This window comes from Alcanivorax sp. HI0083, assembly GCF_001635175.1.
Genome location: NZ_LWFX01000913.1, coordinates 1 through 13054, shown reverse-complemented (window position 1 = coordinate 13054; position 13054 = coordinate 1). Strand labels below are relative to the sequence as shown.

General features: G+C 54.0%; 12 protein-coding genes. 9 read left to right on the top strand and 3 right to left on the bottom strand.

The genetic code is table 11. From position 1 onward, the window contains the following. The first annotated feature begins 140 nt into the window (after positions 1–140). Genes polA through A3754_RS09475 form a run of 3 tightly spaced genes read left to right on the top strand, consistent with a single transcriptional unit; the run spans position 141 to position 5419 of the window. Positions 141–2909, top strand: a complete 2769-nt coding sequence (gene polA, locus A3754_RS09485; protein WP_063519471.1) for a DNA polymerase I — start codon at positions 141–143, stop codon at positions 2907–2909. A 27-nt stretch (positions 2910–2936) separates the two neighbouring features. After that, a complete protein-coding gene (locus tag A3754_RS09480; RefSeq protein WP_063519470.1) occupies positions 2937–4067 on the top strand; it encodes a DUF262 domain-containing protein in 1131 nt (376 codons plus the stop codon). Positions 4068–4069: 2 nt separating this feature from the next. After that, positions 4070–5419: an ATP-dependent endonuclease gene (locus tag A3754_RS09475; RefSeq protein WP_063519469.1), complete on the top strand. Its 1350-nt coding sequence runs from the start codon at positions 4070–4072 to the stop codon at positions 5417–5419. 106 nt (positions 5420–5525) lie between these two features. Here A3754_RS09475 and A3754_RS09470 read toward each other — a convergent pair whose 3' ends face one another. Then, on the bottom strand, positions 5526–6476 hold the full coding sequence (locus tag A3754_RS09470) for an IS4 family transposase (protein WP_231880572.1): 951 nt from the start codon (positions 6474–6476) through the stop codon (positions 5526–5528). 65 nt (positions 6477–6541) lie between these two features. On the opposite strand from A3754_RS09470, the gene A3754_RS09465 reads away from it, so the two are divergent. The 5 genes from A3754_RS09465 (at position 6542) to A3754_RS09445 (ending at position 9907) form a co-directional block, all read left to right on the top strand. After that, positions 6542–7528: a hypothetical protein gene (locus A3754_RS09465; protein ID WP_063519467.1), complete on the top strand. Its 987-nt coding sequence runs from the start codon at positions 6542–6544 to the stop codon at positions 7526–7528. A gap of 107 nt (positions 7529–7635) precedes the next feature. Next, positions 7636–7896 (top strand): type II toxin-antitoxin system ParD family antitoxin, encoded by a 261-nt coding sequence (locus A3754_RS09460; RefSeq protein WP_231880430.1) that lies wholly within the window; start codon positions 7636–7638, stop codon positions 7894–7896. 25 nt (positions 7897–7921) lie between these two features. Beyond that, positions 7922–8170: a type II toxin-antitoxin system RelE/ParE family toxin gene (locus A3754_RS09455; RefSeq protein ID WP_231880571.1), complete on the top strand. Its 249-nt coding sequence runs from the start codon at positions 7922–7924 to the stop codon at positions 8168–8170. 72 nt (positions 8171–8242) lie between these two features. Next, a complete protein-coding gene (locus tag A3754_RS09450; RefSeq protein ID WP_156496935.1) occupies positions 8243–8896 on the top strand; it encodes a glutathione S-transferase in 654 nt (217 codons plus the stop codon). A gap of 159 nt (positions 8897–9055) precedes the next feature. Then, positions 9056–9907 (top strand): ion transporter, encoded by an 852-nt coding sequence (locus tag A3754_RS09445; protein ID WP_063519464.1) that lies wholly within the window; start codon positions 9056–9058, stop codon positions 9905–9907. A 130-nt stretch (positions 9908–10037) separates the two neighbouring features. On the opposite strand, the gene A3754_RS09440 is transcribed toward A3754_RS09445, so the two are convergent. After that, complete coding sequence (locus A3754_RS09440) at positions 10038–10751, bottom strand: hypothetical protein (protein ID WP_063519463.1); 714 nt, start codon at positions 10749–10751, stop codon at positions 10038–10040. Between the two features lie 514 nt (positions 10752–11265). On the opposite strand from A3754_RS09440, the gene A3754_RS09435 reads away from it, so the two are divergent. Beyond that, the gene (locus A3754_RS09435; protein ID WP_063519462.1) at positions 11266–11991 is read left to right on the top strand and encodes a zeta toxin family protein; all 726 of its coding nucleotides are present in this window, start codon (positions 11266–11268) and stop codon (positions 11989–11991) included. Between the two features lie 334 nt (positions 11992–12325). Here A3754_RS09435 and A3754_RS09430 read toward each other — a convergent pair. Next, a partial coding sequence (locus A3754_RS09430) for an acetyl-CoA C-acyltransferase (protein WP_156496934.1) occupies positions 12326–13054 on the bottom strand: 729 nt, incomplete at its 5' end.

Genomic DNA, 13054 nt, shown 5'->3' with positions numbered 1-13054 from the left:
CACCACATGAAACCCTTGAGAGCCTCTCCCGCGCTTTTGAACTTTCAACTTTAAACTTTCAACTCGCCTTCCCCGCCCTGCCGCATCCCTCCATCTCCGCTACACTCTCCCTACTCACTCATCAGCAGAAGCCGAACACCATGTCCGCAGCCGAAAAACCCATCATCCTCGTCGATGGCTCCTCCTACCTGTACCGCGCCTTTCACGCCCTGCCGCCGCTCACCACCTCCAGCGGCCAACCCACCGGGGCGGTGCGCGGGGTGGCGGCCATGCTGCGCAAGCTGATGAAGGACTACGAGCCGGAATACATGGCGGTGATCTTCGACGCCAAGGGCAAGACCTTCCGCGATGAACTGTTCGAGGAATACAAATCCAACCGCCCGCCCATGCCCGACGACCTGCGTGCCCAGGTGCAGCCCCTGCACGACCTGATCCGCGCCATGGGCCTGCCGCTGATCATCGAAGAAGGCGTGGAAGCGGACGACGTGATCGGCACCTTCGCGCGCATCTTCGGCGAGCAGGGCAAACCGGTGCTGATCTCCACCGGCGACAAGGACATGGCCCAGCTGGTCAACGACAAGGTCACCCTGATCAACACCATGAACGACGCCCTCTACGACATCGACGGCGTGATCAAGAAGTTCGGCGTGGGCCCGGAGCTGATCATCGACTTCCTCGCCCTGATGGGCGACAAAGTGGACAACATTCCCGGCGTCCCCGGCGTGGGCGAGAAGACCGCCCTGGGCCTGATCCAGGGCCTGGGCTCTCTGGAAACCATCTACGAGAACCTGGACAAGGTGGCCGAGCTCAGCTTCCGGGGCGCCAAGACCCTGGGCAAGAAACTGGAAGAACACAAGGAACAGGCGTTCCTCTCCTACAAGCTCGCCACCATCAAGCTGGACTGCGAACTCAGCGAAGACCTGGACGACCTGAAACTGCAAACCCCGGACGCGGAAAAACTGGCCGAATATTACCGCAGCCTGGAATTCAAGGGCTGGCTCAAGGAGCTGCTGGGCGGCAAGGACCCGGTGGCCGAAGACGCGGGCAAAGACGTGGAAATGGACGCGGATGACGATGCGCCCGCGGCCCCCACGTTCGGCCGCGACGCCTACGACATCGTCTACACCCAGGCACAGCTGGACAAGTGGATCGACAAACTGAAAAGCGCCGGCGAGTTTTCCTTCGACACCGAAACCACCAGCCTCAACTACATGAACGCGGAACTGGTGGGCTTCTGCGTGGCCGTGGACGACAAGGCCGCCTACATCCCCTTCGGCCACAACTACCCCGGCGCCCCGGACCAGCTCGACAAGCAGCTCGTCATGGATGCCTTCAGACCGCTGCTGGAAGACGACACGATCAAGAAAATCGGCCAGAACCTGAAGTACGACATGAGCGTGCTGGCCGAAGATGTGGGCATCACCCTGCGCGGCGTGGCCTACGACACCATGCTGGAATCCTACGTGCTCGATTCCGTGGCCACCCGCCACGACATGGATTCCCTGGCGCTCAAGTACCTGGGCCGCAAGACCATCAGCTTCGAAGAGATCGCCGGCAAGGGCGCCAAGCAGCTCACCTTCAACCAGGTGGGCCTGCACGAAGCCAGCCGCTACGCCGCCGAAGACGCGGACGTGACCCTGCGCCTGCACCAGACCCTGTGGCCCAGGCTGGAAAAGGAAGGCCGCCTGCCAGACGTATTCCGCGACATCGAACTACCTCTAGTGACGGTACTCAGCCGCATCGAACGTAATGGCACCTACGTGGACGCCACCCTGCTCAAGCACCAGAGCCAGTTCCTGGCCAAGCGCATGGCGGAACTGCAGGAAAAAGCCTTCGAGATCGCCGGGCAGGAATTCAACCTGGCCAGCCCCAAACAGCTGGGTGAAATCCTCTACGAAAAGCTGGACATCCCGGTCATCAAAAAGACGCCGAAAGGCGCACCGTCCACCGCCGAAGCGGTGCTGCAGGAACTGGCCCTGGAATACCCCCTGCCCCAGGTGATCATGGATTACCGTGGCGTGGCCAAACTGAAGAACACCTACACCGACAAACTGCCGGAGCTGATCAACCAGCGCACCGGCCGTGTGCACACCTCCTACCACCAGGCAGTGGCCGCCACCGGGCGTCTGTCCTCCAGTGATCCCAACCTGCAGAACATTCCGGTGCGCAGTGAAGAAGGCCGCAAGATTCGCCAGGCGTTCCTCGCTCCCAAAGGCAAAAAGATCGTCGCCTGCGATTACTCCCAAATCGAACTGCGCATCATGGCCCACCTGAGTGGCGACAAGGGCCTCACCGATGCCTTTGAAAAAGGCCTGGATATTCACCGCGCCACCGCCGCGGAAGTGTGGGACAAAACCCTGGAAGAAGTCAGCGACAACGACCGTCGCAATGCCAAGGCCATCAACTTCGGCCTGATCTACGGCATGAGCGCCTTCGGCCTGGCCAAGCAACTAGGCCTGCCGCGCAAGGAGGCCCAGGACTACATCGACCTCTACTTCGAACGCTACCCGGGCGTAAAACGCTACATGGAAGAAACCCGCGCCCAGGCCTCGGAACAAGGCTACGTGGAAACCCTGTTCGGCCGCCGCCTCTACCTGCCGGAAATCCGCAGCAGCAACGGCCAACGCCGCCAGGCCGCCGAACGCACCGCCATCAACGCCCCCATGCAAGGCACCGCCGCGGACATCATCAAAATGGCCATGATCAAGGTCCACGATTGGCTCGACACCACCGACTTTGATGCCAAGATGATCATGCAGGTGCACGATGAACTGGTGTTTGAAGTGACGGAGGATCAGGTGGAAGATCTGGTGAAGGAAGTGAAGGAACGCATGGAGTCAGCGGCAGCGTTGAAGGTGCCGTTGATTGTGGATGCGGGGGTTGGGGAGAATTGGGATGAGGCGCATTGAGCGCTTCAAACATTTAGGATAAAAATCATGATAATTGAGACCAGCGACCCAGATATCGAGTCAATAATTCGACGGATCGGCGACAGAATAATCAACCTACAGCCAGACTTCCAAAGAGATCTAGTTTGGTCACAAAAAAAACAACAATGCCTAGTCGATACAGTAATAAGAGGCTGGAAATTCCCTCCAGTATACGTTGTAGCTGTTAACGATAGCAGCCAACAGGACGTACTTGACGGGCAACAAAGACTTAACGCACTTTTTGAATTCGTGAACGACGCATTCCCTGTTGACGGCAACATAGAGCCCAAGAGCGAAGACATCTCTCATCTTCATGGCCTATATTTTTCTCAACTACCACCAGATACAAAAAACAAGCTCTTGAGATATCCCGTTAGAATTCATGAGCTACATGACTACCAAAGCGATGAGCCTTCTGAAATATTTTTTCGATTAAACCAAGGATCAACCTTAACTCCAGCCGAAAAGAGAAATACTTTCTACGGCCCTGTCAGAGATCAAATTAAACTCCTTGTTAATCACATGGAGAGCCTTGACATTGACTCAAGAAAAATTGGCTTCAACAACAGCAGACTTTCTTACCACGATGTCATGTCAAGATTCGTTTTCGCCATCCACACCGGCACCATCAATGAGAAAATAACCGATTCAGATCTTGTAATGATGTACAGGAGTCAAAACCCGGTAGCAAGTGACACTATAGAAATATGCGAACAAGCAATAACCAACTTTGAATCCAGCATACAAGGAAAAGTTAAACTTAATAAAGCCACATTGCTAACCTGGCTAATGTACTTTTACTTTGAAGACGAACCAAACGAAAGGCTAGTCCACCAATTTGAATCAGAAAGAGAGCAATTAAAAAAAGAATCCAATGATCTTTTTAACTTTTCTAAAATGCGGAAAATTTTATCTATATATCAAGAAAGGTCATCGTCATCCGTCAATGACGCAATCCCTGTTCAGTTGCGACTTTTGTGTATTTTTATTTTTTCAATTGAAAGTGGCCAAACCCCTAATAGTCCTCAAGGTGAAAAGGCGAAGAAAATTCTTGAACTAATCAATTTCTCTGAAGACAGCTATTCAGAATCGAAGCTCATAGAAATCATGAAATCAGTCCAGTGGGGCCACCTATGAGAATGGCCAAACTGAACGATTTATGGAAAAAGGCACTAAACCCACTGCCCTCTCCAGACGGAATAAAGACAATAACCCAACACCCTATCAACGGATGTGAAACTTCAAAAGACCTAGATCGAATTACCATAGTTGTTGGAGCGAATGGGGCCGGAAAAAGCTCATTTTTAGAATACCTTTTCACTGGCGAACAATCCAAAACAGGCTTCCCCCGCCATACCATAGAAACTTTAGGAGGCATCACCCTAAACCTCCCTGGCGATCGGACAGACTGCACAAAAATTGACCCTGCTCAAGAAATAATAACAGTCAACAAGGCGCTGACTAATCTACAAAGCACCTTCGACCAATATGAAGAGAGAGAATTCGAAACAAGCGAAGTAGCAATCATTAATTTCATACTTTGCACTTCCTGGCATAGCATCTCAGTGGAAGAGATTGATGACCTCGAAGGAAGCTCCATACCTCGATTCATATGCCGTAAAAACGAAATCACCGTCGACAGTCTGGCACTCTCTTTCGGAGAGCTGAGCGTTTTGTATTTATACTGGCGCTTGATAAAAAAGGAAAACGGGCCCAAAGTCATTCTAGTCGACGAGCCCGAAGCGGGATTATCGCCTTTAGCGCAAAGAAGACTCGAGAAGCTTTTCGTCTATGCCGCTAGTGAGAAAGCAAAACAGCTCATATTAGCAACGCATTCCCCATTCATTGTCGAATGGGCAGGACATGAAAGATCTATCGTAATAACCCAAAACGAAAAATCCTCTTGGAGCAAAGCCAACTCTACAAATTATATTGAGGAGCTTGGCCTTGAAGCAACAAAGAAAAAAGTATTCGTCTTTGAGGACAATAAATCAGTTATTTTTTTTAAAACAATACTCGATTATTTCGGCAGTAGAGCATATACCTCAGCACACTTGATACACGTCAACGGCGAAGGAAATGTAGAAAAGGGAGTCACTCCCTACCAAGACAATCCCGTATTAAGCTTTGTTGGCATCTTGGATGCTGATCAAAAATCCCATGACCTAGTTACCAACGCCGCATCACCTTTTATTGCACTTCCTGGAAATCAACCTCCAGAAATAGAGGCCATAAAAATAGTAACCGATAACATTGATGAATATTCCGAAAGGATCGGGGTACGAAAATTAGCGCTAGAAACAGCTTTGCGGCGACACCTTTCAGAAGACCATCATGATTTTTTTGAAAACCTTTCTAGATCTCTTTATGGCGAAGCCAGGCCTTCACTATTTGAAATAGCCTGCAAACTTTGGGTCGTGAAAAACAAAGACGATGAAGAAACAAAAGAATTTTTATCGACCATTGACCCCGACCTAGGCTCAGACTAAGCCACGAACCCGAAAAAGGCGGAACCAGAACAGAAAGGAACCGGGGTCGGAACCGGGAACCGGGGTCAGACACGAATGGCACTTACTTAAGTCTAGGCCTTTCCTATTACTGACCTGACCGATTCCATTCCCGCTGTTTCGGAGGATGACCATTCTTTCGTATGTCGGCTTGTGCCTCATGCCTGGGCCGCGTCAGCAGTGGCGTGGGCTTTGGCCGTCTTTTCACCGCTCTCGGCTCAACTCTTCCCGGACGGTTGCCCACGCATCGCAGTGCAATAAGCACCAAGAGTTCCACTAAATCTGCTTGCGAATAACCCGATGCCAGACGGCAACTCCATGCATTCCAAATCTGTAATGCATGCTTGAAGCTCAATGCTCGCGGGAGCACATCCGATAACGCTGCGGATTGCGCCATGAGAATGCGTATCAGGTTATACGCCAGCAGATATACCCACATCTCTTTCTCGGCCATCTCCGGTGTTTTGCACGTTAATGTTTCCATGCCCAAGGTGGTTTTGATATTCCGAATATCCAACTCCACATGCCAGCGGCTTCGATACAAGGCTTTCAGTGCTTCCCGTGGAACTTGCGTTGCATCATTCAGGGTAGTAATCAGAACTTTGCTCTCTAGCGCGACCTCCCGTATGACAATTTCAGCGGGGAGATTTCTAAAGTGTTCCGCAGACATCCAGTCCGGGCGCTGTACTGGCTTTTTGATTCGGATCAGATGATCTTTGCTCCCCAGATGCTTTCCTCGACGAAAATCTGTTGTCCGTTTCCTGCCGCCGTTTTGCTGGAAAACCACATCAATACCACGTTCAAGACATTCCGCCAGAACGTAGTAGCTGCCATACAGCGCATCACCCAGCAGAATATCGCCCTGTTCAAGGTCGGACAGCAAGGCGCGGAACAAGGCATGCTCACTGCCACCTTTGCCCTTATAGGGCCCCATCGCCGCGTTAATAACCATGCCGCTGGAGAGACAAGTGATTCCAACAATCCGAACAACAGAAGGACACCCACCAATTAGCAAATCTCTCACGCGCCTGATGGCCATTATCTGATGACTTGCTGTCCATAAGGACAGTATGGTTTAAGTCATGGATCAGCATGGAGGCGACCATGACTCGAGCGCGTTATCAGCAGATTTCCCTTGAGGAAACGCCGTATTACCACTGTATTTGCCGTTGTGTACGCAGGGCTTTCTTGTGTGGGCGGGATCATTACTCTGGTCAGGATTATGAGCATCGCAGGCAATGGGTGGTGGAACGCCTGGCGACGCTGGTTGAGGTGTTTGCGATAGATCTGTGCGCCTATGCGGTGATGTCGAACCATTACCATTTGGTGTTGCGAGTGGATCGGGGCAGGGCGGACGCCTGGTCATGTCGTGAGGTGGCGGCGCAGTGGATGCGGCTGTTTTCCGGGCCGCCGTTGGTTCAGCGATGGCTGCGCGACGAGACCTGTGAAGCGGAAACCCTGAAAGCCCTGGAGGTCGTTGAGCAATGGCGCTGCCGGTTATATGACCTGGGCTGGTTCATGCGCTGTCTGAACGAGCATCTGGCCCGGCGGGCCAACGAAGAGGACGGCTGCAAGGGCCGTTTCTGGGAAGGGCGCTACAAAAGCCAGGCGCTGCTGGACGAGAAGGCGGTGCTTGGCTGCATGGCGTATGTGGATCTTAACCCTGTTCGTGCCGGCATGGCCGCGACACCCGAAGCTTCTGACTTTACTTCTCTCCAGCAGCGAAGCCGCGCTGTCCAGAAACTGCCTTCCACTGACAAGCTCCCGGCGCTGTTGCCCATGGTGGATGCAGAGCATATCGAAACGGATGACGATGCCACCGTGTGCCGTATGCGGTTGATGGATTATCTGGTGTTGGTTGATGCCACTGGCAGGGCTGTGCGGGCAGATAAAAGGGGAGCCATTGATGGTGCTGCGGCGAATATTCTTGAGCGCATGGGTATTGATGAGCGCGCCTGGTTGAAACACATGGGGCCCCGGAAGCGGAGAGCCCCGTTGGCACTGGGGCCGATAGCGAAGGTGAAGGCCTTTGCGGAGGCGACGGGGCGGCGTTGGATTGCCGGGCAGAATACCCCCTGGGCCCTTGGATAAAGCTGGGAGCCTTCAGGGTTGCCGCGGATAAGCGGCGTTGTCTTCGTGTTGGGCGCAATTATACTACTAGGTAGGATAGTTGCGCTTGAGAGAGGTGTGAGATGGGGATGGTGAAGAAGAGTATTACGGTGACAGATCAGCAAGATAGCTGGATCAAGACCCAAATCGAGAGCGGGCATTACGGGAATGAGAGTGAAGTGGTTCGCGAGTTGATTCGTGAGCGCCAACTGCGAGAGCAGGAAACGGAGCGCGAGCTGGAAGTGATTCGTGCGAAATTACGGGAAGCTGAGCGCAGTGGGCTCACGGAGCCGAGCCCTGCGGAACTGCTGAAAGAGATCCAGGACGGATTGGGAAGGGATGAGGTATAGACTCAACGATGCGGCCAAAAGGGATGTGGCTCGAATTTATTGGCGTGGCGTCGAAGCATTTGGTGAAGAGCAGGCGGTCCGATATTTTAAAACGCTAATGGCGCGCTTTGATGTGATCGCGCAATCACCATACCGCTTCCCCGCCGTTGACCATGTTCAGAAAGGGTATCGGCGTAGTGTCTGTGGCGTGGACAGCATTTATTACCGTCTGAATGGAAGAACGGTTGAGATCATGCGGGTGCTTGGTCGCCAGGATGCCAAAGGCAACCTTTGAATTTCATTTAAAGAATTAAATTTATGGGTGTCCCTGCTTGAAGGACCCCTTTTTCAGTTGTGCAATATCGCTATGACGACTCCATCTAATTGTCTATATTCCTTTCGCCGTTGCCCCTATGCCATGCGCGCCCGCCTGGCCATTTTGTTCGCTGGTTTGCAGGTTGAGTTGCGGGAAGTGACCCTGAAAAACAAGCCTGCGCAGATGCTGGCGATAAGCCCTAAAGGCACCGTGCCGGTTTTGCTGCTGGCCGATGGTGCTGTGATTCAAGAAAGCCGGGACATCATGGTGTGGGCGCTGGAGCAGCAGGATCCACAGGGGCTGTTAGACGCAACGGTTCTGGATCAGGCCAATGCGCTGATTGAGCAAAACGATAATGAGTTCAAGTATTGGCTGGACCGCTATAAATACGCCGACCGCCATGTGGAGATGACTCAGACAGAGTATCGGCAACGGGGAGAGGGCTTTCTTCGGGTCCTGGAGGCGTTGCTGGAGAGCCGCGCTTACTTGCTTGGGGATGATCCGACCATCGCGGATATTGGTGTTATGCCGTTTGTCCGCCAATTCGCCCATGTCGATCGCGATGTATTTAGCCAGCTGCCTTACCCGAATCTGCAGCGGTGGTTACAGGGCTGGTTGGAGCACCCACTCTTTCTGCAAACCATGATCAAGCTGCCGGTATGGCAGGAAGGCGATGAGGTGGTGGTGTTTCCTGCTCGCCCCTGAGTGATGTCCGAGGCTGAGCCGGTCTCACCCCGTGCGTTAACCCGCTCGCAAAGGGCGCTAGAGCATCGATCGACCGGCCCGCTTGCCCGACCGTACGCTATCAATACCCATGGACAGATCAGGTATACTCGCGGCTTTTATCTCGTTGGGTGATGTTTCATGCAGGCCTCGTCTTCTTCCGTTCCCTCTTATGGCTGGCGCCAGCGTCTGACCGTTTGGCTTGAGTCCTCGTTATTCGCGAACAGCATTACCGCGCTGATTCTCCTGAACGCCATTATCCTCGGGGTGGAAACCTCCGCGGTGGCCCAGGAGCGGGCAGGGCAGTGGCTCACTCTGGTGAATCAGGTGATTCTGGTGGCGTTTACGGCAGAGATCGCGCTCAAGCTGGTGGCTTTTGGCCCGCGCTTTTTCCGCTCCGGCTGGAATGTGTTTGATTTCCTGATCGTCGCCATTTCCCTGGCGCCAGCCTCCGGGCCACTGGCTATCTTGCGAAGTCTGCGCATTCTGCGGGTGCTGCGCCTGCTGTCATCGGTGAAGCGGCTGCGCATGTTGGTGGAATCGCTGATGCAGGCGTTGCCCGGTATCGGCTGGACGGCGGCGCTGCTGCTGATGATGTTCTACATTTTTGCGGTGATGGGCACGGAGCTGTTCGGTGAGGCGTTTCCACAGTGGTTTGGCACGCTGGGCGCCAGCATTTATAGCCTGTTCCAGATCATGACCCTGGAAAGCTGGTCCATGGGGATCGCCCGGCCGGTGATGGAGGTGTACCCCATGGCCTGGATCTTCTTTGTGCCCTTTATTTTGATTTCCAGCTTTATGGTGCTGAACCTGTTTATTGCCATCATTGTGAGCGCGACTCAGGAAGTACACGAAAGCGAGCAGCGCGCCGAGCGGGAAGCCAACAATCTGGTTGCCCACGATGAGCGCCAGGAAATGCTGGACCTGATGCGCACCATGCACGCAAAAATCGTGGCACTGGAAGCGGCCCAGCAGAACAAGGCCGATTCATAACTCCACCTGTGGCGGCGCCAGGGTCGCCACTGATGGTCAGGCAGGTCTGCACCGTATCGCTGCCTGGCCGAATCTCCCGCCCTTTGCTTCGTTGAGTGCGGCTTGGCCTGCTAGCTCGTCTGCGCTTCCTTTACCGCATTCCCGCCTCCTGAAAAGGCGATGACGACGTGATGTTTGAGGCGTTGAGCTGTTCCACAATCTTCTTGAGCTTGTGGCGCTGCCTCATGGAGGTGAGCTGTTTGGTGTCCCAGGAGGCGGGGCTGAGAGAGAATTCACTGGCGTTGTAGGCCAGATCGAAGCCGCGTTCGGCGCCGATGGGTTTGTTCTCGGGGCCGTAGATGCCGATGAGCCGCAGGGTCAGGTGGGTGAACTCCAGATCACCTTTGGGCATGTGCCCGTCCATCTTGATGCCCTCACAGCGGGCGATGCGCTCAACCAATTCCTTGAAGGTGCCGATATGGGAGAAGCCTCCCGGTTTAATGGGGCCCTGGCGCGTGTTCTCCGACACATTCACTGCGCCTGAAGCGGGATTGTGTCTCTCCGGGTTTTCGTCGCCCTTGTTGTACTCCTGCTCGAAATCCGTCACGTCCATGGTGATGGTGCCCTGGGAGGTATGAAGTTCGGCGATGATGTATTGCACGAAAACGGATTCGGCGCTCATGTTGCTGATCAGGCAGAGCGCATTGATGTCCTTGTTGCGCCCACGGTTAATGATCAGGCGCGGGCTGCGTTGCCGGCGAAAACCCAAATAGAGGAGTTGTGCGTAAACGATCCAGATAACCAGTGAGCTGAAACTGGCGACGACAGAAAGGATTTTTTGATGCTGTGCAATCCAGTCAAGCATGAAGGCTTCCTCCTTGATGCAGGCTGATCGCGCGTTGCCGTCTTGCCCTCTGGGTGGAGAAAGCAGCGCTCGCGCGAATACGCGACTTGAATGATGCTCTGTTGTCGGCGGCGCTTCAGCCTGTTCTGGTGACAGAACCGTTACTGTACCGAAGGCACGGTGGGGGAGACGAGGGGCAGAAAGGTCCGGTTATGCAGAACAGGCCAGTCTGGTGTTAAAAAAAGAAAAACCCCGGCGGGTAAGCCGGGGTTTTTTGTTTCCAGTCCTGCCCTTATTCGTGCGTCGGAAATCAGCATCCGGGCCTGAGCCGGGATTGCCTGGCCGGTGCCCCAGCACGATGGTGACGCTGTTCGGGCTAATTTTTTCTTCCACCTTTTTAGCAGCTTCAGACCCTTTGTCTCCGGGAGAAGGGGTTGCGAACGCTTCGCCCAGTTGCAAATACTGCTGGTCTTGATTAGTTACTATATGCTGATCATATTGACAGTGCCTCTACTGTTCTGGAGCTATCAGATATATGACGAAGCAACTCAGTAAAGAAGAGCTTGAACTTCAGGAGGAAGCGATAGCTTTTGCCAGAAAGCACAAGAAAAAAATTGGTCAGCGTCTTACTGATACGTCCCGGTTTGTGCCGGAGAAGGAACCGGTAACGGTGTTCATGGCTGGCTGCCCAGGCGCGGGCAAGACTGAAGCGTCGATAGAGCTAATTGATAGCGTCAAGGATGGTGGTGGTGAAATTCTTAGGATTGACCCGGATGAGCTTAGATCGGAGCTGCCGGGCTATACCGGGGATAATTCCTGGTTATTTCAGGGTGGAGTCTCAATTTTGGTAGAAAAGGTCCTCGATTTGGCGTTAAAGCAGCGTCAGACCTTTTTGTTGGACGGTACTTTGGCCCGGTTTGAAGTGGCGCGACGCAATATTGAGCGGTGTTTAAATAAAGGGAGGTTTGTGCAAATTCTCTATGTTTACCAGGAGCCTTTACAGGCATGGGAGTTTGTCCAAGCCCGTGAGACTAGCGAGGGGCGACGAATACTGCCAGAAGACTTTATAAATCAGTACTTTACTGCCAGAGATGCAGTGAACATGCTCAAAGAAGCGTATCCGGATATTCGGGTTGATTTGCTACTAAAGAACCGGGATGGCTCCCACCGATTTTACAAAGCGAATGTGGAGCGAATTGACAACTATATTCCTGAGAAATATAGTCGCGCGGACCTTGAGCGCATGCTTGGACTGGACTAGGGTGGAAACATGTTGAAGAAATCTCCCCCGGTCGTGGAATCGACCCCTTTTTCTGACTTCATCCGAAACGCCTCCTCAGCGGAGCGTAAGCGGGTGTACGGTCGTGTGCTGAAAAAGGCCTCAGAGCGTCAGAATCGCCTTGTTGAGGAAGCAGCCAAGGCTGACTAGTTCAAGTCTCTGTTCAACTTTCCTTATAAAGAAAAACCCCGGCGGGTAAGCCGGGGTTTTTTGTTTCCAGTCCTGCCCTTGTGAGGCGGGCCGGAAATAGGGTGCCGGGCCTGAGCGCCGGAGCACGTCCGGCGTCCGGCGTCAGGCTTCGGGCGTCAGGCGTTTATCAAACCCGCTCGATCACGGTAGCGATACCCTGACCCAGGCCGATACACATGGTGGCAAGACCGATTTGGCCGTCTTTCCATTCCATGACGTTCAGCAGGGTGCCGGTGATACGTGCACCGGAGCAGCCCAGCGGGTGACCCAGGGCGATGGCGCCGCCGTTCAGGTTCACTTTCTCTTCCATCTTGTCGATCAGCTTCAGGTCCTTGGCCACCGGCAGGGACTGTGCAGCGAACGCTTCGTTCAGTTCTACATAGTCGATGTCGTCGATGGTCAGGCCAGCACGCGCCAGGGCTTTCTGGGTGGCCGGTACCGGACCGTAACCCATGATGGCAGCGTCACAACCGGCAACGGCCATGGAGCGGATCTTGGCGCGGGGCTTCAGGCCCAGAGCCTGGGCACGCTCGGCGCTCATCACCAGCATGGCGGAGGCACCGTCAGACAGGGCAGAGGAGGTGCCGGCAGTGACGGTACCGTTGGCCGGATCGAAGACCGGACGCAGTTTCTGCATGTCTTCGATGCTGGCGCCAGGACGGATCACTTCGTCAATTTCGCACAGCACTTTGTGGCCGTTCTGGTCGTGGCCTTCGATCGGCACGATTTCGTTTTTCCAGCGACCTTCCTGGGTGGCTTCCCACGCCAGTTTGTGGGAGCGAACACCGAAGGCGTCCTGCTGCTCACGGGTGATGCCGTGCATTTTGCCCAGCATTTCCGCGGTCAGGCCCATCAT